Genomic DNA, 20,846 nt, shown 5'->3' on the forward strand with positions numbered 1-20,846 from the left:
TTTGAAAAGCCTAATGACTTCGATTGACGAATAACAAAATGCGGAAATGTAACTTTCAATGTATCGGGTTCTTCGTCCTTATAGTCCTTCAATGTATAACGGAGGTTGCCACATACGAGGATAGGTTGTAAGTCATTGTTTATAGACTTGTGCGAGAATGATGAAATTGGAGAAAGTGGGACATTAAACTAATTCTAAGAGTGACAGGAACCATATTATAAACCTTTTGTTTTTGATCGATTTTTAATACTATAAATACTATTGAATATAATTACTAAATAACGGTTGAGTTGTTATACATTACATGAGAAATGAGGGTATTCATATTCTATGACAACGATAGGTATTGATTTGGGTACTTCGAATAGTCTAGTAGCTTTTTGGTGTGATAACGGTCCCGAGCTAATACCGAATGCGTTGGGAGAACATCTTACTTCATCTGTTGTAAGCATCGATGACAATGGTGAAATTCTGGTTGGCCAAATTGCAAAAGAGCGTCTCATTACCCATCCCCATGTAACTGCAGCAGCCTTCAAACGGTATATGGGTACAGAAAAGCTGTTTAAGTTGGGGCAGTATTCATTTTCTCCTGAAGAGCTTTCCTCTTTTGTCCTAAAAGCCTTGAAGGCAGATGCTGAAGCATTTTTTGGATATGAGGTTACGGAAGCGGTGATTAGCGTTCCGGCTTATTTTAATGACTCTCAGCGAAAGGCAACCAAGCGTGCTGCCGAATTAGCCGGGTTAAAAGTAGAGAGGCTCATCAGTGAACCTACTGCCGCTGCGATCGCGTATGGACTTCATCAGGAAAAGTCCGATACCAAATTCCTGGTCTTTGATTTGGGGGGAGGAACCTTTGACGTTTCTATACTCGAGTTTTTTGAAGGAGTCATGGAGGTCAAATCGATAGCAGGAGATAACTATCTTGGTGGCGAGGACTTCACCAAGCTACTCGCTGCCTATTTTGTTGAAAAAACAGGGATGGATTCTGAGGCTCTAGATGCCAAGGCACACTCTGCCATTGTCAAACAGGCGGAACTTTGTAAACGGATGATTGGCCGAGATCTGATTGGAAAAATGAACTTTACCATAAACGGCAAAACACATGAAATCAGCTTGGATCGAAATGAATTTGAGAAGCTTGCAAGTCAGCTCTTGCTTCGTTTGCGCCACCCGATCGAGCGAGCATTGAGAGACGCATCTCTTACTCCTGAGGAGCTGGATGCTATCATTCTCATCGGTGGTGCCACCAGAATGCCGATAATCAAGTCGACTGTTAGCAAAATGTTTGGACGCTTGCCCTACTCGCAAATCAACCCAGATGAATCGGTAGCGATTGGAGCTGCGATTCAAGTTGCTCTCAAGGAGAGAAACGAAGCCTTAAAAGAGATTATTCTGACGGATGTATGCCCTTATACGCTTGGAACCGATATTGTGAAAAGAACAGCAAGCGGCTTTGAGGATGGACATTATCTGCCGATCATTGAACGTAACACGCCCATACCAGTGAGCAAAGTAAAGCGTCTGTATACAGTCAATGATGATCAGACTGCGATTCTCACCGAAATATACCAGGGGGAGAGCCGCCGTGTCGAGAACAACATCAAACTGGGGGAACTCAAAGTAGAGGTGCCAAAAGGTCCCGCAGGCCAGCAGTCTATAGATATACGCTATACCTATGATATTAATGGGATTTTGGAGGTTGAAGTTACTATAGTCAGTACTGGCTTGAAAAAGAACATGATTATTGAGAAAAACCCAGGAAGCCTGTCACCTGAGGAGATCGAAGCTCGTCTTAACGAATTGAGAGATATCAAAATCCATCCGCGTGACAGGGCCGAAAATAGACTGTTGCTTGCTCGGGGTGAACGGATGTATGAAGAATCCCTTGGGGACAAACGCACAGAAATTGCATATTTACTGGAAAAGTTCGAAGCTGTGTTAGCCACACAAGATCAGCAACTGATAAAAAAGGCAACTTTAGCGTTTAAAAAACAACTGGATCATTTAGAAGGGGGGTTCGACTACTAATGGGTGTGTGGGAGGTACTGGGGATTGAACCCACAGAAGATATTCAATCGATTAAAAAAGCCTACTCCCAAAAACTGAAGGTTCACCACCCAGAGGATGATCCGGAAGGCTATCAAAGGCTAAGAGAAGCATATGACTATGCAGTGAAGGCTGCGAAAAAGGGTGCCATCAAAGAAACTGGCCCATCGTTCACCGATGAAAACAACATCCATATCTGGCCCAATCCTCCCAACACGGTCGAGCTAACAGTTGAAACTATAGACCGACCAGAAGAGATTGACCCAGTAGATGAATTCATGGAACAAGTTGAAGAGGTGTATTCTGATTTCCCTTCTCGTATCAGCCATGAACAATGGTCAAAGCTATTAAATAACGATATTGTCTGGAATGTAAGGCTCACAGAAATAGTAGAAGTAACCTTATTGGATTTCTTGCATGAACATCGGTTTCTCCCTAAAAGAGTTTGGGAATCCATCGAATACTGTTTTCGTTGGCGTGAACTAGCAACAGAAGATCCGGATGATCGAATGGAGCATTTCACCGAAGAGTTTTACCATTTTTATTGTAGACAATTGGATGAACCTGCTCTTCGTTATACCTTTATACAGCATGCAGCCGATTTAGACTACGATGTGTTTCTGAACAAGCGGGAGACGGCATATCAGGCACTTAAGGAAAACAATCTGGAACTGGCAGGTCAATCGCTTGATGAAGCATATGCGATGTATTCAGATGATCCTGACTTGCTTCGGCTACGGGGTGAATACTTCCTTCGAATGGGTGAAAAGGAGTCTGCTCTTGCTGCAATGGAACACGGAATCCTTATTGATCCAGATGACATCGATTGGTATCTGATTCGATCTCGGATATGGTATGAAACCCATCAATTCGTAGAAGCAAAAGACGAATGTCTGTACATCCTCTCACGTATGCCTGCCAATATGGGTAACCTGCGTCTGTTGGGGAAATGCCTCATTCAGCTTGGTGAGTTAGAGAAGGCAGAGGAGAACTACTTGAAGATATTGGAGAGTTTTCCGAATGATATCGATGCCATAACCAGCCTTGCACAAATCCGTTCTGAGATGGTGGAGCGGGCCAAGCGGATGCCCATTTTCACCAGAAGATCAGTCATAAAGAGATTGTATAAAAAGCTTGGGAAGCCAAATTTTTTTGGCAGTGTGAAACTGTTTTGGATGCAGTTGCCCAAAGCAGGTGTCGTATTCATTCTATCCTTCATTCTTTTTCTACATGTTTTGTTATCTGATTCTTTCATCAATGATACCGGATTAACACCTATCTCCTATCTAAAAAATAGGATTCATCCTGTAGAACTATCTTCCACTGAGGTGCTGAATCAACTGGATTATTCTGATGTCGCCCAAATAAAGCTTCCCAGTGTTCAGTTTCTAGGAATAACAGAGTATCAATTAAAAGCCCAAACGGGTGCTATCAGTACTCGATATAATTCTTCCTACAGTAAGAAACGTAATTGGGCTCGAAGCATTCTCCCCACAGGATGGTTTTATGTTGCTAAGCTTGATAACTCATCAATCGTTTTATTGGTCTCAGATGCCAATCAAGCAGTGCAGTTACAAAAAAGTAATTTCATTGATTCGCCAGGAACAATCGTGAAAATGCCGCAAGAGTTACCTGACTATGTATGGGAAGTTTTGCAGATTACAGACTTTGGATCCAAATACAAAGATTCCAAATTTGTTGTCGATAAACTAATTGTTGTACATAATGTCACGAATGAAGTTCCCGTCAAAGCAGTGATTTATTCCGTATTGTTACTAGTTCTCTATGCATTTTTGCTTCGACTGTTTGTCAGAACCTACAAAACGGTCCGATTCTAATAAGGAGGAACCGATGGCACCCACCGTTCTTACCTATAATCAGAAGGGTCACAGATTATTTCTGCGAGCTCTTTCGTCTGTTTGCTTTAGCAAAAGTGGAGCCTACTATTATGCGTTATATCATGAAAATTTAAGTAGACGAACGTGCCTATTTCTTCTTAAGGAAAAACAGATTACAGATAAGACCGCACTAATTGATACAATAAAATGGCTCATATCGGAAGGGAAGAGGGAAGAATTCAATCGTCTCCGTCATTTCTTATTTACTTTTTCCGAATCAGAACGAACGGCATACATTCAAGCGTTGCCCGAGGACCATCAATCGAAATCTCAGTTGATTCTTGTCGATTACTATTCGAGATTTCTGCCTTCAGAGGGGATTGCTGCTCATGACTATGCTTGGTGTGTCCTTTTATCCAGAGCTGGTTTGAAACTGGGTTACTTGCAAAAGGATCAGGCAATCGAATATATGTTGTGTGCTGCAAGACAGGCACAACAAGCGTATTCCGGATGGAGTGAATATATTGCCGGTTTTGTGGCAGGAATTGATTTTTTAATTCCGGATACGTCTTTCCAAACTGCTAAAGAAAATCGAGGTTTCTACACCAAGCTGCTCGCCTCTAGGCACAGTCCCATGCGTCAAGTTGATTGGAATGTAGCTCTCAACAGTAATAAATGATCTGACCTTCGTGAAATATCAGTCCTCAATCGTACCAAAAAGATGTAGGGCTGGCTTGATTTTGAGTAAACCAAACGAACTTAAAGGCTAAGAGATGGCCTTTGCCAAAAAAAGAAGAACTAACGAAGACGTTAGTTCATTCATAGGCCGAAACAGCAGCGGTAGTCTAAGACTTTATTTTTCACATCTTAGTCCGCCGCTGTTTCTTTTATTGAACCGGTTTTAAACTTATTTTGCGAAGGCTGCCGAATATATATTTGAAAAACCGCGTTAGATCAATAACTCCAGACTAAAACGTTATTTTCATTACACGAGTACACTTGTGTTGATATGCTGTTCAAACAAGTCTTGTAGCGTAAGTGCGACGGGTCCTGGCTGTCCGTTTCCGACAGCGACGCTATCTACCGAGATGAGCGGCATGATTTCCGCTGTCGTGCTGGTGAGGAATATTTCATCGGCTTGCTTCAAGAAAGCAATGTCGAATGCTTCTTCATGGACAGTGATGCCATTGTCTCGAGCCAAATCAATGACCACTTGCCGAGTAATTCCGTGCAGGATCAGATTGTCAGCCGGATGTGTATACAGCTCGCCATTTTTCACGACGAACAAATTGGAAGAGCTGCACTCTGTGATGATGCCGTTGCGGTGCAAAATCGATTCTTGGGCACCTGCATCCTTTGCGTATTGTTTGACCAGAACAGCTCCCAGCAAATTGAGCGTTTTGATATCGCAACGCAGCCAGCGAATATCTTCGACGAGCTGAGCTGTCCAGCCTTTCTTCATTTCGGCAACAGGGCGGTCCTTGCGACGGACAAAGCCCATAATCACAGGCTGGATTCCAGACGGAATATCGTGTACACGCGGAGCGGTGCCACGGGATACTTGCAAGTAAAGACTGGCGTCGCCATTCTCCGTGATGTTGTTCTTGGCAATTAGCTGATTCGCTAAGTCTGTCAGCTCTTCTGCGTTCCATGGGAGCTCCATTTTTATTTCTTTGGCACTCCGAAATAATCGGGTAAGATGTCCATCCCATTGGTACATGCGCCCCTTATAAATGCGTACTACTTCATAGATGCCATCCCCAAAGTTATAACCGCGGTCTTCTGGATGAACTGCGACTTGGCCTTCTTCTACCCATTTTCCATCTACATATAGCATGGTGCTTCCCCCTCAATGGATTCCAATCCGTTTCTTTCAAACGGTTTTTTGTTGATTCAACCTTAGCAAAAGGCAAGGACATCGGTCAATTTGAAAGTCGCCTTTTCTTTATCAATAATTTTACGAAGTAAAGCCTCTTTCTATTAAGAATTCATATGGAAGGAAGTCATGCGAAAAATCGACGTTTTGGGCAGAAGAAAGCGAAAGCTGTCCAGGGATGGCGCAGGATGAAGTTATTTGACTAACTATTCTGACTAGACTCGGTTTGTCGTAAACACCCATAATAAATAGTAAAGAGCGAAGGAAAGGGAGAATGCCATGCGATCTGTCCGTCATTATGCGCTATGTGCCCTGCTTGTCTGTGGAACAATATTGCCGATACCTTTCCTTTCCCATCGTGTTCATGCAGAAGAAGCTCAAGAGTGGATTGATCGTGAACGCTTGTACACCCATGTCGAGCAATTGGCGAGAACAGCCCGTCCACCTGCTACTGAAACGGAATTTGCGGCAGCTGTCTATGTGGAAAATACACTTCGATCTTACGGCTACAAGACCAAGCTCGATCCATTTTCTTATTATACGTACCGAAAGCCTACTACTCTATCACTGACAATGGAAGAATGGCCGGATCAAAAATGGACAGTAAGTGTATTTACTTTTGGGATCAATGGAACCGTAACAGCACAAGTGGTGGATGCAGGATTGGGAAGGGCGGTTGATTTTGCGAATGATGCCTCCCGGGGAAAAATTGCCTTGGTCAAGCGAGGCGAGATTTCGTTTGGAGAAAAAGTACGCCAAGCAGCGGCTGCGGGAGCCGTTGGTCTGATTATCTGGAATGATCGGGAGGAAGTCTGGAATGCTTCACTGGGCGACCCCTTGGATATTGCTGTTCCTGTAATCGCTTTGTCCAAAGCGGATGGTACGAAGCTCCAAAAACGCATCTTGGACAAGCAGCCCGTGAAGGGAACCGTCAAGGTAGAAGGAGCCGTAACGACCAAGCAAACCTCGTATAATATCGTGGCAAGCCGAAAGCCTAATCAAAATGACACCGGGCAGGTCGTTATGGTATCCGCTCACCATGATTCCGCCGGGTTATCAGCCGGGGCAAATCACAATGGCTCTGGTGTAGCTGCCTTACTTGAGATAGCGCGTAATATGGCTGACAAGCCGATCGATACGGAAGTGAGGTTCGTCAGTTTTGGCGCGGCTACTTCGGGAAGCAGAGGTCCGATTGCTTATGCAAATGCCTTATCAGCCAAAGACCGACAAGCGATGATTGCAGCCTTCTATATCGAAGGGGTGGGCAGTCAAAAGGCGGAACTCGTTGCAACCAATTCGCAGGGAAACGAAAATCTGCCAACCCAACTCCTGAGAGCAGCAGGGGTGTCTCCAACAGATAAGGACGGGAAACGTGAACGAAACGGTGCAGCGGACTCTTTAGCCGCCGCGGGTATTCCTACGGCACTTGTGACGAGTGCAGGGATGGGACAAACAACAGATGACTCCATCGCGCAGATTGATTGGGCACAAATCGCAACGGCGACAAAGGCGGTTCTTTCAGCGATTGACAAAATTACAGAGCAAACAACGCCAGCTTATCCGATCGGTTCTCCAAATGGGGGACAACTGAGAGCGGAAAGTGAGTCTTTGCTGTAAACAGTAAACGTCTCCTTCGGGGGACGTTTTTCGTTTGTGGTAAAATGAGGGAGAGTAACCTTGTATAGAGGAGGCCTACATGACGATGAGTCCTTTAAATATTTTGGTGTTTATCTTTTTTTTCTTGGTAGTGGTCGGAATATTGAATTGGCTCCTATAATGGCGAAAAAAAGTGGCCAAGATTCTGTCTTGACCACAGGAGCTACGAGTAAACAATCCATGTCAATTCTGGTGCTTCCAAACGTACCAGCCCATTAAGAACATGCCGCAATAGGTCGCTGCACTGGCAATTGCAGACATACTCCACGGAACAACGAGTGTGAGGACAGAGAATACAAAGACGGTAAGCAGCATGACGACAATGAGTGGCAGCATTTGTAGATGTTGACGTGTCGCAATTGGATGTGTCAACGAATAGAGGAGGGCTGCGACAATGACTCCACCATGCACGAGTGAGAGGATAGCGAGAAGCCAATCGCCACCCGGTATCATTTGCACCAATATTTGTTTGATAGGCAATACAGAGGCGTGGGCATCATGCCAGTGGGCAAGAAGGATAGCTTGACCTGACATCGTGAACAAAAGAAAGATTCCAGCTCCGATCATTGCGCCCATCCGAACAGATTGCTCATGGGACGCATGTACTGCCAATGGTAGGGTCGCGGCCAAGCCGATGAGAAAATGCAAGGCAAGGAAAAATACGGCGTGAATCAGCCAGTTCACGTTCATTTGATAACCCAAGCTCGGTAGAGGCACATGGGATTGTGCACTGAAAATCAATCCGAATAATACTAAACTGATGGATAGAGATACGGCTGTTGCAGTGACAATCCATCTCCGACGATTTATGATAAAGAAGATGGCTGCAATGGTGAGAAGGATGAACCAAAGAGGAGAGACCCCATCCAAGAGGAAATCTGCCTGTTGGCCAAGCATGACTCCTGTATACCCCAATAGCAGAATGTGGGTGATGACAGATAGGCTAGAAGCGAACGCTTCGCCACACAATACGTAGTACAGCTCGTACAGGGAGCGAATTTGCTTGCGATGGCAAAAGGTCAACAGCTGGACGCCGAACCAGCCGAGGCCAAGAGCCGCAAGTGCAATGCCTATTGTCCCCCAGGAACCGAAATAAGTAAAAAAGCGTAACCATTCATATCCACCCAAGTAGAATCCGCCTAACGCAGACCCTCCAAAAAGCACGGCGATACGCCAAGCGACTTTGTCCATAGGCATCATCCTCACTTGCAACTTGGTACAAGTGTATGAGACAAACAGGTCCGTTCAGAACAGATGATATTAAATAAACATAAATGTTTACAAATTATACTTAATGGAATATAATGAGGAACATACCAGTATTTAGATTATCGATGGGGTGAAACCATGAAAATTGTAGGAATAGCCGGAAGCATGAATGCCAATTCTACGACAAAACAAGCGATTCATATTGTACTTGAAGCCGCGAAGGCTGCAGGTGCCGATGTTGAAATGATTCATCTGGCGGACTGGAAGCTGCCACTGTATGATGACCGTGATGATACCAGTACGTATCCTGAAATTGTCCATCAATTTGTCAAAGCGGTTTCTGAAGCAGATGGATTGGTAATCGGTTCGCCTGAATACCATGGCACGATGACAGGTGCTTTGAAAAATGCCATTGACTTCCTGGAAGGGCGCATTTTGCGTGATAAGCAAGTTGCCATCATTGGTGTCGCTGGCGGAAGTATGGGTGCTACGAACACGGTCAACACCTTGCAATTAATCATGCGCAACCTGCATGCATGGCCGTTGCCATCTAGCCCTTCCATCCCAAGTGCTTACAATGCCTTTACACCAGAAGGCAAGCTGAAGGATGAGCGATTGCAGGCGCGCATGGAGCAATTGGGTCAACAACTCGTACAATATGTCCAAATGATGAACCCAACACCAGAAAAACAGCTACGATAGGTACTTTTCTCTTGCAAATGCTTCTCATTACACGGTATCATATTTCTACGTGCCTTTTTTGGCTAGATGAAATAACGGTTTGGAAATGAGGGGTTCACAATGCCGCCGACGCCGAGTATGGAAGACTATTTGGAACGCATTTACAACTTAATTGAAGAAAAGGGCTATGCTCGTGTCTCCGATATTGCTGAAGCGTTGGAAGTACATCCCTCTTCGGTCACGAAAATGGTTCAAAAACTAGACAAAGACAAGTATCTCGTTTATGAAAAATACCGTGGGCTTGTCTTGACGGCAAAAGGGAAGAAAATCGGAAAACGCCTAGTGGACCGTCACAGTCTTCTGGAAGAATTTATGCGGATCATTGGCTTGGATGAAGAGCACATTTATCAGGATGTGGAAGGAATCGAGCACCACCTGAGCTGGGAATCGATTACATGTCTGGAGTATCTGGTTCAGTACTTCGAGGCAGATCCAAAGCGTATAGAAGAGCTTCGTAACATTCGTTTGTTAGATGAGCAAAAAGAGGAATAGTCCATATCGTTATCGTATTATAGCGCAAGCCGACCAGGCTTGCGTTTTTCTTTGTGGTAAAGGAAAAGCTGTCGTCTTATACATGGAAAAGGGGAGGAATTTTAGGGAGGGGAAACAACGTGAAAGCGGATGCAGTCTTTGAAGGTGGCGGTGTAAAAGGAATCGCTTTTATCGGTGCCTTGCGAGTCATGGAGGAGAATGGATACACATGGGAAAGGCTCGCTGGTACCTCGGCAGGGTCCATTGTTGCGGCTTTGCTCGCCGCAGGCTATTCCAGCCATGAGTTGAAACCGATCTTTGAAGAGCTGGATTACCTTCACTTTCTCAAGCGCTCAGGGCTAGGCAAGCTCCCTCTCATCGGACCAATCTATGAACTCGTCGTGCGAGAAGGGATTTATCGAGCAGATCGAATTGAGTTGTTCATAGAGGAGTTGTTATTACGAAAAGGAGTACGAACATTCGGAGATCTTCCACCTGGTAAGCTGAAGATTGTCGCATCTGATGTCACTGACGGAAAAATGCTTATCTTTCCCGACGATTTGGTACGGTATGGTGTAGAGCCCGATCAATTCCCTGTGGCACGAGCCGTTCGTATGTCTTCCTCCATTCCGTTCTTTTTTCAGCCAGCAAAGCTGACAAATGCTGGACATGTACATTACATCGTCGATGGCGCATTATTGAGCAACTACCCCGTTTGGTTGTTTGATGTACCGGGGACTCCGCGGTGGCCTACGATTGGTTTTCGTCTAAGTGATGATCAAGACAAGAGAGAAGCGACCAGCATCAAAGGTCTTTTTTCCTTCTCCCGGGGATTGCTGGCGACTATGCTTGATGCTCATGACCGTCTCTATGTGGAAAAGGCAAAAGCCGTCCGGACGATTTTTATCCATACATTAGGGGTGAGAACCACTCAATTTCAGCTGTCAAATGAAATCAGGCAACAATTGTTTGAATCAGGGGAGGGAGCGGCTCACAAATTTTTGGCACAATGGGATTTTGAAGATTACGTCAAAGTGTTTCGCAATCGTTCTCCGAAAATGCTGGTCTAATAAAAAAACAGGTCGCCGATTCAGGCAACCTGTTCTTCTTTTTAGTGGGAGATATTATTTTGGGATTTTTCGTCTTGCTTCTCTTTTTGCTTCCCTTTGCTGCCTTCGATCACACGAAACGGATGATCTTTTCTAGGGGTAGTCGACTGCTTTTTCACTGCTTGCCGAGCGATGGAGGGCTTTTGCTTCACCTTGACCTTTGGCTGTCTAGGTTTGCCTGCTCCTGCGCCTTGTGAAAAGAAAGAGCCGGTTTGTAAATAATTGCGCACGACCAAGAAAAGTACAACGGATAATCCCAAGATGACAATCGTACTGACAGGATCATTGATGAGAGTGATCAAAAATCCGTAAATCGCCAATACGATCACTATCAGAATCACTGGTGGAATGCGGCGTAACATAGGGCTTCACCTCTATGGGAATAAAAATGCCTCACGTTATCCGGTCGTAATCATTCTTTCCTGCACGTGCTTCTGATCAAGCTCCCGCATCTTCTGGAAGGAAGCGATGGCTACCTCGACTTGGCTGTCATCTGGTTCACGAGTTGTGATCTTTTGCAGCCACAATCCTGGATAACCAAGATAACGTAGGACGGGTACATCACGGAGCTTGTTTGTCCACTGCAAAACCTCATAAGAGACGCCGATTACCAGTGGCAAAAGAACAATGCGTTGTACGACCCTCTCCGTCAGGGAGTCATAACTGAACAGTGAGTAAATCACTACACCGACGAACACTGAGAAAATGAGAAAACTGCTCCCGCAACGATAATGCAGAGCGGAAAATTTTTGTACATTGGCTACTGTTAATTCTACCCCGGATTCGAATGCGTTAATCACTTTATGCTCGGCTCCGTGGTATTGAAAAAGCCTTTTAATCAACGGAGTTTGTGCAATCGCTGTAATGTAGCCGAGGAGGAGCAAAATTTTAAATCCGCCTTCAGCCAACGTTTGAGGAACGCCATCCGGTACCCATTTTCCGAGTAAAAAGTCTGCCAGGAAAACGGGAACGAGTGTGAATACGAATTTCCCGAACAAGAAGGAAAGTACCCCGACGACAGCAACACCCAGAATCATGGTGAGCTTCGATGGACTTTCAGAAACTTCTTCTCCAGACTCCATACTGTATTGTTCAGAGGCGAAGTTGAGATGTTTGGCCCCATTGGCGCTGGCTTCGACCAAACCAACAATCCCACGCAAAAACGGAATCTTTTTCAGCGTAGTAATCCATTTATATTCGGACCTTGGGGATTCAAAATACTCAATTTCATGATTTTTTTTGCGAACAGCCGTAACAGTCGTGGTTTTGCCACCGAACATAACTCCTTCGATGACGGCCTGACCGCCGTAGCTAGGTACGTTTTGTTGCGCCAACACAATCACCATCCTTACCACTATATTAACGGAAATGGCGACTTGAAGCTACAAGGAGTTCGCACTTTTCCAACAAATGTAAAGTAAAAGTGAAAAGCTTGGAGGAAGAGCATACTAGAGAACAGAGGTGATGGAAATGGAAATAAGCAAAACAGGACGGAGGCACAAGCAAGCACGTGTATCCCATACAGAGGAAGGCAGGAAAGGGAGTAAAAGAATCTCCGCTTCGAAGATTTTGGAGGTCGCATTCTGGGGAACGATCATTTGGGGGCTCGTTCGATTGATGGCTCACTTTTTGAACATGACCCCGTACGGAGTGGGGGCGTTTGCACGTCCTTTTATCAGCATCGAGGACGAAAATACGTTTGCGAGCGTGTGCCTTGGTGGTATTGTGCTGTTTGTTGAAACAGTCGTTGCTTCCTTTGTGTTTAGCCTGCTATTTAGCCGGATACGTGCGTGGTGGTTGGGACTCGTATACGGGGCGGTCATGTTAGTGATAGCGGGTTTCTTCTTTCATATCGGAAATTGGGAAATAGCCACCTTAAGTACGGAAGGCGCTTGGTACTTGACATTTGGTTTATTCATTGGGATGACAATTATCCTTGAACAATCAGACGAGAATCATGCATGGAATGAGTCCACAAGGTAGGAGGATTTCTCCCTTCCTTGTCAAAATGGATGTAACAATGTTCGAAATGTTGCTTTGGCGATTGTCTGCTTTGGATTCGGAACGGCTTGTGGTAAAATGTTTCATTAATAAAAAAACTTTTATGGGAAGAGGGATGGTCGATGACTTCCGTCTTGTTACTGAACGGGCCCAACCTGAATTTATTGGGGACAAGGGAACCGGATGTTTACGGAAGGGAAACGCTGGAGGATGTGGTGACAAACTTGACGGGTGTCATGGATGGGTTGGGCGGAAAGCTTGAGCATCTCCAATCGAATCACGAAGGTGTCCTCATCGACGCGATTCATCAGGCGAGAGGTGTCCATGACGGCATCTTGATCAATCCAGGGGCATTCACCCATTACAGCTATGCGATTCGAGACGCATTGGCTAGCGTGGCTCTGCCGACGATTGAAGTACATATTTCCAATATTCATGCACGGGAACCATTTCGACATCACTCAGTCATCGCACCAATCGCGATTGGACAAGTTGTCGGGTTGGGGATCGATGGATATGAATGGGCGTTACGAGCGCTCGTCCGTAAAATTGAAAAAAAATAAAAGCTTTCAAAAAGGGGAAAAAGGCTGCCATGAAACAACGTCTGGATAAATTGCGCGAAGCACTTGCACAAGTGGGAGCAGAGGCGTTTATTACCGAAAAAGCAGAGAATCGCTTCTACTTGAGTGGTTTCACAGGATCAACGGGATGGGTAATTGTCACTGAAACAGAGGCGTTTCTCGTCACTGACTTCCGCTATGTGGAACAAGCGCAAGAACAAGCACCTGATTTTACGGTGGTAAATAACGAGAGAAAAGCTGTTGAAGCGATGGCAAAGCTCCTGCAAGAAAAAGGGATCAAGCGTTTGGCATTCGAGAGCAGCGTGTCCTTTGGCACCTATCAGGAATGGAACCAAGGATTTGACGGAGTAGAGCTGGTGTCAACAAGCGGTCTGCTTGAAAAAATCCGCATGTTTAAAGACGAATCCGAGATGGTTATCATTCGTGAAGCAGTTCGTATCGCGGAAGCAGCATTTACGCATATTCAAGGGTACATCAAGCCAGGTGTGCGTGAATCCGATGTTGCCTTGGAATTGGAATACTTCATGCGCAAGCAAGGAGCGTCAGGCTCTGCATTTGATATGATCGTAGCCTCAGGTGTGCGCGGTGCTCTGCCACATGGACGTGCGTCCGAGAAAGTGATTCAGGCAGGGGAAATGGTTACGCTCGACTTTGGTGCTGCATATCAGGGCTATCATTCTGATATCACACGCACGTTGTCTGTGGGAGAGCCAGACCCGAAAATGCGTGAAATCTACGAAATCGTTTTGCGAGCCCAGCTCGCAGGTTTAGAAGCACTGAAGCCAGGTGTCTTTGCAAAAGACGCTGACGCAGCAACAAGAAATATCATCACAGCAGCAGGCTATGGTGACGCATATGGACATAGCGCGGGTCATGGTCTCGGACTGGAAGTTCACGAGCTGCCAGGGCTGTCGACTGTAAGTACGTTCGTATTGGAGCCAGGTATGCTCGTAACGATGGAGCCAGGCATTTACGTCACAGGACTAGGTGGCGTTCGGATCGAAGACGATGTGTGGATTACAGCTGACGGTCATGAGAACCTGAACAAGTCCACGAAAGAGTTGCTCATTTTGCCTGTGTAATTTATACTTATTCTGTTATTGATTGATTTGGGAGGACTACCATGATCTCTGTAAACGATTTTCGTACCGGTTTGACAATCGAAGTGGATGGCAATATTTATACCGTGCTAGAATTCCAACACGTAAAACCAGGTAAAGGTGCGGCTTTCGTTCGCTCCAAACTGCGCAACCTGCGTAACGGCAACACGACGGAAATGACTTTCCGTGGCGGTGAAAAAGTTAACCCTGCCCGCATCGAATCCAGCACCATGCAATACCTGTATGCGAGCGGAGACGAGTACACTTTCATGAATACCGAGACTTATGAGCAAATGACGTTCACCCGCAACCAAATCGAGCGTGAACTGCGTTTCCTCAAGGAAAACATGAACGTGCAAATCATGCAGTACAACGGCGAAACAATCGGTATTCAATTGCCAAATACGGTTGAACTCGTTGTAACGGAATGTGAGCCAGGTGTAAAAGGTGACACTGCTTCCAACGTAACAAAGAAAGCAACCTTGGAAACTGGTTTCGTAGTAAACGTTCCTCTCTTCGTAGAAGAAGGAGAGCGTCTGATTATCGATACTCGTACGGAAGCATACGTTTCCCGCGCGTAAAAGTACAGATTACAAGAAAAAGCTGTGCCCATATGGGTGCAGCTTTTTTTATTTCCTTCTCCGATTGAAGTGGTATTGTAAAAATTATGCAATTGCACTACATTAATTGTAAGAAGAAATAGAAAGTGGAGGGGGATGGCCTTGAGAACGGAACAAGAAATGATGAGCATGCTGATTGATTTCGCTAAAAAGGATGATCGAATCCGCTTGGTAACATTGGAAGGGTCACGCACGAACAGAAATATACCCGCTGATCCATTCCAAGATTATGATATTTCATATTTTGTAACAGAAATGGATTCATTCAAGGAAAATGATGAATGGCTCGATGCTTTTGGGAATCGGATTATGATGCAAAAACCAGAGGATATGGAGCTTTTTCCGTCCGAGCTAGGGAATTGGTTTTCCTATCTGATGCTATTTGAGGATGGGAATAAAGTAGATCTCACACTGATTCCGATAGATGAGACGGAGCAGTATTTCGCAGATAGCGACGGCCTGATTGAGGTTTTGCTGGATAAGGACGAGCATATCCAACACGATGTGCTCCCTTCCGATCACCAATATTGGATCAAGAAACCAACTGCTAGAGAGTTTGACGACTGCTGCAACGAATTTTGGATGGTCTCTACTTACGTTGTCAAAGGTTTGGCGAGAAAAGAAATCCTGTTTGCGATTGACCATCTCAACGAAATCGCCCGACCGAATTTGCTCCGCATGATGGCTTGGCAAATCGGATGTGAGAAAGGGTTTACCTTTAGTGTCGGGAAAAACTACAAATTTATCGATCGCTATCTTCCAAAAGAAGATTGGGAAGCGCTACTATCCAGCTATAACGAAAGCGGCTACCCGCAGATGTGGGCATCGTTGTTCACTTGCTACGCGCTATTTCGAAAGTACTCCAAAGCCGTGGCAGATAGTCTCGGATATCCGTATCCAGATTACGATGAAGCCATTACCAAGTATGCGGATAATATCTACCATTCGTGGAAGTGATGGATGGAACTCAACCGCCTTTTATCAAGGGCGGTTTTCTTATGTTGTGTAGATCGCTCGACGGTCCCCTTTTTGAGGTGTAGCCGGCCAGTGAATCCCCCAGGTATGGCGTGTCAGAGTCGAAGAGAACTGTGCTTTTTCTTCTCCTCCACTATGTTGACTCAAACTTTTTTAAAAAATGTAATCATTTTTGGAAAGAAAATACAAAATGATCCGTTAATCCATATGAAGCCTGCCAAAACGAACGCTGCGCAGCGAACTTTTTTGAAATGGGAGGATTTCCTTTGCAGGATGATTGGTTGCTCATACAACAGGTACAAAAAGGGAATCGGGATGCCTACGCGCACCTGGTCGACAAGTACAAAGAACGATTATACAGCTATCTTTATCGAATGACAGGACAGAAGCAGGATGCTCAAGACCTGACGCAAGAGGCTTTCATCAAAGCGTACTGTCAGCTGGATAAGTATAAGCCGACAGATGCTTTTTTGGCCTGGCTGTATCGGATTGCGTCCAACTTGTGTATAGACGCGTGGCGCAAGAACAAGCACTACGCCAAAACACCTTTGGAAGAGACAAGACTGATTGAATCTGATACACCCGAAAAAGCGTATTTGGAAAAAGAAAAGCAAGATACTTTGCAGCAGCAAATCATGGCGTTGGGGGAAGAATACCGCGTTGTGTTTATGCTGAAATACTTGGAACAGATGAGCTACAAAGAGATTAGCGAAATTTTGCATGTTCCGGTTACAACTGTACAAATGCGTATCCATCACGCCAAGAAAAAGCTCCGGGCTAGTATCGCGCAAGAAATGTCAGGAGGTGCTGCTATCTATGAATTGCTCCAAAACTGAAGAGTTGCGCAAGTATTTGACTGGTGAGCTATCTGCAGGTGAAGCTAGACTGCTGGAAGGACATGTCGAAGAGTGCCTGCTCTGTCAGCGGCAGATGATGGAGGAAGAAGATAGCAGCGAGGAATTTCCCAGCCTGCACGTTCCAAGCGCGTTACCCGCAGATTTTACTGCCCAGGTGATGTCGGCGTTGGAGCACGTCAAGTTGCCGAAACCAAAACCAAATTGGAAAAAAAGGAGTGTAAACATTTTGAAGAAAACCGCGTTAGCAGTAGCGAGTGTCACGGCAATCATTACGTTTGGGTCCATGGTGTCTCCGACTTTTGCGAGCTACGTAAACAGTGTCATCCAATCCATACAAGGCATCGACCAAGGAATGAAGCAGGCAGCAGAGAAGGGTTATGTCCAGGAGATCAATAAAAAGGTGACGGATCAAGGAATTACACTGGTTGTAAAAGAAGTGGTTGCGGATCCGGCTCGGATGGCGATCATTGCAAATATCGTGGATCAAAATGGCAAGCGTATCCCGTTTGATATGGAAAAAAACGCATTGTCCCTTACTTACAAAACCAAGTCAGGTGAAGACCTGAATCCTGGTGGAGGGGGTTATTCCTACGGTGAAGAAGGAGAGTATCTTGTCGTCAACCATGATATTTTCCGATTCCTGAAAGATAGCAAGTCATTACCGGATGAGATGGTCGTCGGTGTCGAAGCAACCATGTTAGGTGGGAAAGAAGGTAGCTGGAAGGTAGAGTTTCCAGTTGATATGAAAAAGGCAAGGGCAGTGGCAAGCTACACCGAGATAGGTCAAAAATATATGACTCCGCATGGAATCGAGATCATGTTGCAAAACATTATGACGGTACCGAGCACAAGTATGATCGAGTTGGAAATAGACTGGACAAAAGAAAGAGAAGAACAAATCCAAAAATGGAAAGAGCAAAACGGCTGGGTTGTAAAAGAGCCAAAAACAGGTGCATTCACAGAAGCCGAGAGGATGGAGAGGTATTTCATCGACCTGGGAGTAGCATTCCAAATAATTGATGAAAAAGGGAATGTGGTAGCAGGATGGGACGATGCGTTGCATGAAGAGCTTAACCAAATTCGAAAGAACAACGTAGAGCACTCGTACCGTGGAAAAGTGCATGATGACGGCAAAGGAGTTACGAAATGGAATGGGATAACTCCACTGGAAAAGAATCAAACGTACAAATTAAAAATGCACTCTCTGTACCTGTATGAGCCAGCGAAGTTTCAGGCAACCATCCCGGTGGATACCCTGTTAAAGGATAAGGTGACAGTGACGAACAGTGACAGTACCTATACCTTTACGGGCTTTACCTTAAAAACGACGGAGGGAGAAGAAAAAATCGGGAATGAGACCTATTTTGGAAAAGGTGCACTGATCTCGTTCTCGGCCATCCTTCCAGAAGGGATTGTTGACACGAGCGAATGGTCAGCGAAGGATGAATCTAAACAAAATTACAAGGTATCCCGCAGCGCAATCTATAAGCGAGATAAGGATGGGCGCGTGCACGTAGAAGGAACATTCTTCATCCGCGACCTTGAAAAACAACCGAAAGAATTAAAGCTGTCCCACGCTATTCAGCAGCGGCAATACCAAGACCTCAACTGGGAAGTTCCGTTTGAGACGTCCGATAACGCCAAACACTAAAAAAATAGACAAATCCCCCTCCTGGATGTATAAGAGGGGGATTTCGTTTTTTATTTGCTTCCAAACCACTCCCACAGCTTCAACACAAACGCTGTAATACCAGCAGCCATCAAAGGCCCGACGGGAATGCCCCGAAAAAACACAATGCCAATAATCGAGCCAATGACGAGTCCGACAATCATATGTGGCTCTGAGCGCAGTAAATCGAGTCCTTTTCCATTCATCCAGGTAGCAATGGCCCCACCAGCCAGTGCGGTTAAGCCGACGACCGTAGTGAAAAGAGGCGTGACGTCTTTCCATGATATTTTTTCGCTGGCGAATGGAACCAGTACGGAAATGGTCAAAAAGAGCAGTCCGAGCTCCAATCCGCGCCGTTCTACTGTTGGGAAAAAACGCTCCAGTGCCGTTAGCTTCAACACCAACAATATACTTGCGGCAGTCGCAATAATCGGTGAGCGCCCAATAAGACCGATAACGATTAGGATGACCAGCATCACTTCTCCAGACATCATTGGCATCAAAACCCCTGTCCCTGTTCTCCTTTCACATTATGAGACAAGGTGTGGGAGTATGCGTTTCTCCTTGATATAAGGAACGATTTGATACTGATCCACTTGAGCGCAGTACCGTATATCGCTTGCGAGATGGTGCTGAATGAGCCTTTTTCCTGTTGTTGTGTGGGGTAACAGCTCGCTCAGTTTTCCAGCGTAATAAAGATAGCTTGCTTTGAGTACTTCACCCAGATCACAAATTTGGATGCTCGGCAACGATTGTTGTGCCTGTGCAATCATCAAGCCGGCAGCTAGACCGTCTTCCAGAGCGAATTCCGACCGGGTGCCGGCACAGTACAGCGTAATATCGAGATGATACGAAAGAGCGTGCCGCATGCATGCAGTGGCATTCAAGAAGCAGCCAATCAAGAGAGCAGAGGCGCGTTCTGCTTTTTGGATCGCGCGAGTCCCGTTCGTCGTGGTGAGAATAAGCTGGCTCCCCGTTTTCCCTAGTGCTGCGATTTCAGTTGGCGAGTTGTTGCAATCGAATTCGGGGATTTTTTTACAGTGACGTTCACCGGCCAAAATACAGTCGCTAGTGCGGAGGGAGTTCGCTTGCCCAATGGTTTCGACCGGGACGACGCTGCGAAATCCATTACCTAATGCGGTGACAATCGTACTGGAGGCACGAAGCACATCAATGACGATGACTACATGATTGCTGATCTGTTCAAAACGTATTTCTTCCACGGTCGGCACCACTTCTATTCGCACGGATAACACCTCCCTCTGTCCATGATTAGGGCTGTATCGCCGCGCAATCCTCGCCGTAGCGTCTCCAAAGAGAATACATCTGTATAGGCAATGTTTCCGAGATTCACGTCGCTGCCAATGGCCTTGATGAAGCTGACCTGTTGATCTTTTTGTGGTGCTTCCCAGATCAGGCGAGTTGCCTTTTCTTTGGCCGCGGTGACAATGTCCAAAACGAAGGAATCGTCAATCTTGCCATCTCCGTCACACACACCGACAGTCCCGCTTTCTCTCGCTTCCACAATAACGTGACTGGCACCATTGTGCAGGTCAAAGCTCAGGGTCTCCAGCAACTCTTCTCGACATGCGCGATACTCGGCCGTTTTTTTTCCGACCTCTGTATAGACCACCAGATCATTGTCTAAGGCGTAATTGATGGCTTCCTGACGCTGTGCAAAGGATAGAGGGAATGTTCCATCGGATATTTCTACCGCAGAAAAACCGAGTGAGCGAATCAGCTTCATATAATCTGCAATTGTATTGTGGCGAATGGCGATTTCAAAAAAAGTTCCTCCTGGCATGATGTGTACGCCATATTGTTTTGCAAGCATCAATTTTTGGCTGAGTATTTCGAGGGGGTACAGAGCGATGGTGCCAAAACCGAGTTTGTATAGATCGATATAGGGAGCAGCCAGCGCTAACAAGTCGGAATAAGCGGTAAGTCCAAGGCCTTTGTCAATGACCATGGTTAAGCCCTTCACACGAGGCTTCTCTCGTATTTGCCCGGACGGGTTTGCCCAGCTATCAGGTAAAAAAGATTGATCACACTCTACCATCGGCAAGTTCCTCATTTCTTCTAGGCGTATGGTTCAGT

Annotated in this window: 21 protein-coding genes; 14 read left to right on the top strand and 7 right to left on the bottom strand. The window is 45.7% G+C overall.

Annotation, left to right across the window (positions count from 1 at the left end; translation table 11 throughout):
* Positions 1-330 precede the first annotated feature (330 nt).
* From M3630_RS08185 to M3630_RS08195, 3 genes are read left to right on the top strand one after another with little or no spacing between them, the layout of a single operon-like run.
* On the top strand, positions 331-2,028 hold the full coding sequence (locus M3630_RS08185; protein ID WP_251251798.1) for a molecular chaperone HscC: 1,698 nt from the start codon (positions 331-333) through the stop codon (positions 2,026-2,028).
* Positions 2,028-3,884, top strand: coding sequence for a J domain-containing protein (locus M3630_RS08190; RefSeq protein ID WP_251251799.1), 1,857 nt, complete (start codon positions 2,028-2,030; stop codon positions 3,882-3,884). Before M3630_RS08185 ends, M3630_RS08190 begins: the two co-directional genes overlap by 1 nt.
* A 13-nt stretch (positions 3,885-3,897) precedes the next feature.
* Positions 3,898-4,563 (top strand): DUF1266 domain-containing protein, encoded by a 666-nt coding sequence (locus M3630_RS08195; protein ID WP_251251800.1) that lies wholly within the window; start codon positions 3,898-3,900, stop codon positions 4,561-4,563.
* 306 nt (positions 4,564-4,869) lie between these two features.
* On the opposite strand, the gene dat is transcribed toward M3630_RS08195, so the two are convergent.
* A complete protein-coding gene (gene dat, locus M3630_RS08200; RefSeq protein ID WP_251251801.1) occupies positions 4,870-5,721 on the bottom strand; it encodes a D-amino-acid transaminase in 852 nt (283 codons plus the stop codon).
* Between the two features lie 318 nt (positions 5,722-6,039).
* On the opposite strand from dat, the gene M3630_RS08205 reads away from it, so the two are divergent.
* On the top strand, positions 6,040-7,377 hold the full coding sequence (locus M3630_RS08205) for a M28 family peptidase (RefSeq protein ID WP_251251802.1): 1,338 nt from the start codon (positions 6,040-6,042) through the stop codon (positions 7,375-7,377).
* A gap of 222 nt (positions 7,378-7,599) precedes the next feature.
* On the opposite strand, the gene M3630_RS08210 is transcribed toward M3630_RS08205, so the two are convergent.
* Complete coding sequence (locus M3630_RS08210) at positions 7,600-8,607, bottom strand: hypothetical protein (RefSeq protein WP_251251803.1); 1,008 nt, start codon at positions 8,605-8,607, stop codon at positions 7,600-7,602.
* 156 nt (positions 8,608-8,763) lie between these two features.
* On the opposite strand from M3630_RS08210, the gene M3630_RS08215 reads away from it, so the two are divergent.
* From M3630_RS08215 to M3630_RS08225, 3 genes are all read left to right on the top strand, one after another.
* The gene (locus tag M3630_RS08215) at positions 8,764-9,327 is read left to right on the top strand and encodes an NADPH-dependent FMN reductase (protein WP_017247978.1); all 564 of its coding nucleotides are present in this window, start codon (positions 8,764-8,766) and stop codon (positions 9,325-9,327) included.
* A gap of 99 nt (positions 9,328-9,426) precedes the next feature.
* A complete protein-coding gene (gene mntR / locus M3630_RS08220; protein ID WP_173609623.1) occupies positions 9,427-9,858 on the top strand; it encodes a transcriptional regulator MntR in 432 nt (143 codons plus the stop codon).
* A 119-nt stretch (positions 9,859-9,977) separates the two neighbouring features.
* The gene (locus M3630_RS08225; protein WP_251251804.1) at positions 9,978-10,907 is read left to right on the top strand and encodes a patatin-like phospholipase family protein; all 930 of its coding nucleotides are present in this window, start codon (positions 9,978-9,980) and stop codon (positions 10,905-10,907) included.
* A 41-nt stretch (positions 10,908-10,948) separates the two neighbouring features.
* Here M3630_RS08225 and M3630_RS08230 read toward each other — a convergent pair whose 3' ends face one another.
* The gene (locus M3630_RS08230; protein ID WP_173609621.1) at positions 10,949-11,308 is read right to left on the bottom strand and encodes an ABC transporter C family protein; all 360 of its coding nucleotides are present in this window, start codon (positions 11,306-11,308) and stop codon (positions 10,949-10,951) included.
* A gap of 36 nt (positions 11,309-11,344) precedes the next feature.
* Positions 11,345-12,292 (bottom strand): DUF1385 domain-containing protein, encoded by a 948-nt coding sequence (locus M3630_RS08235; protein ID WP_173609620.1) that lies wholly within the window; start codon positions 12,290-12,292, stop codon positions 11,345-11,347.
* Between the two features lie 124 nt (positions 12,293-12,416).
* On the opposite strand from M3630_RS08235, the gene M3630_RS08240 reads away from it, so the two are divergent.
* The 7 genes from M3630_RS08240 (at position 12,417) to M3630_RS08270 (ending at position 18,731) form a co-directional block, all read left to right on the top strand.
* A complete protein-coding gene (locus tag M3630_RS08240) occupies positions 12,417-12,929 on the top strand; it encodes a YqhR family membrane protein (RefSeq protein ID WP_251251805.1) in 513 nt (170 codons plus the stop codon).
* A 140-nt stretch (positions 12,930-13,069) separates the two neighbouring features.
* Complete coding sequence (gene aroQ / locus M3630_RS08245) at positions 13,070-13,510, top strand: type II 3-dehydroquinate dehydratase (protein WP_251251806.1); 441 nt, start codon at positions 13,070-13,072, stop codon at positions 13,508-13,510.
* Positions 13,511-13,539: 29 nt separating this feature from the next.
* The gene (locus tag M3630_RS08250; protein ID WP_251251807.1) at positions 13,540-14,610 is read left to right on the top strand and encodes a M24 family metallopeptidase; all 1,071 of its coding nucleotides are present in this window, start codon (positions 13,540-13,542) and stop codon (positions 14,608-14,610) included.
* Positions 14,611-14,651: 41 nt separating this feature from the next.
* Entirely contained in the window at positions 14,652-15,209 is a 558-nt protein-coding gene (efp, locus tag M3630_RS08255) for an elongation factor P (RefSeq protein ID WP_047068830.1), read from the top strand.
* Positions 15,210-15,350: 141 nt separating this feature from the next.
* Complete coding sequence (gene ant(6) / locus M3630_RS08260) at positions 15,351-16,205, top strand: aminoglycoside 6-adenylyltransferase (RefSeq protein ID WP_251251808.1); 855 nt, start codon at positions 15,351-15,353, stop codon at positions 16,203-16,205.
* A gap of 284 nt (positions 16,206-16,489) precedes the next feature.
* On the top strand, positions 16,490-17,059 hold the full coding sequence (locus M3630_RS08265; RefSeq protein ID WP_251251809.1) for an RNA polymerase sigma factor: 570 nt from the start codon (positions 16,490-16,492) through the stop codon (positions 17,057-17,059).
* Entirely contained in the window at positions 17,040-18,731 is a 1,692-nt protein-coding gene (locus tag M3630_RS08270) for a DUF4179 domain-containing protein (RefSeq protein ID WP_251251810.1), read from the top strand. Before M3630_RS08265 ends, M3630_RS08270 begins: the two co-directional genes overlap by 20 nt.
* A gap of 50 nt (positions 18,732-18,781) precedes the next feature.
* On the opposite strand, the gene M3630_RS08275 is transcribed toward M3630_RS08270, so the two are convergent.
* Genes M3630_RS08275 through comA form a run of 3 tightly spaced genes read right to left on the bottom strand, consistent with a single transcriptional unit; the run spans position 18,782 to position 20,808 of the window.
* The gene (locus tag M3630_RS08275; protein WP_047068835.1) at positions 18,782-19,243 is read right to left on the bottom strand and encodes a DUF441 domain-containing protein; all 462 of its coding nucleotides are present in this window, start codon (positions 19,241-19,243) and stop codon (positions 18,782-18,784) included.
* Between the two features lie 36 nt (positions 19,244-19,279).
* Positions 19,280-19,996 (bottom strand): 2-phosphosulfolactate phosphatase, encoded by a 717-nt coding sequence (locus tag M3630_RS08280; RefSeq protein WP_251251811.1) that lies wholly within the window; start codon positions 19,994-19,996, stop codon positions 19,280-19,282.
* Complete coding sequence (comA, locus tag M3630_RS08285; protein WP_221867154.1) at positions 19,987-20,808, bottom strand: phosphosulfolactate synthase; 822 nt, start codon at positions 20,806-20,808, stop codon at positions 19,987-19,989. The genes M3630_RS08280 and comA overlap by 10 nt, the downstream gene beginning before the upstream one ends.
* Positions 20,809-20,846: the final 38 nt, after the last annotated feature.

The sequence above is a fragment of the Brevibacillus sp. MER 51 genome (genome assembly GCF_023714195.1).
Classification (GTDB): Bacteria; Bacillota; Bacilli; order Brevibacillales; family Brevibacillaceae; genus Brevibacillus.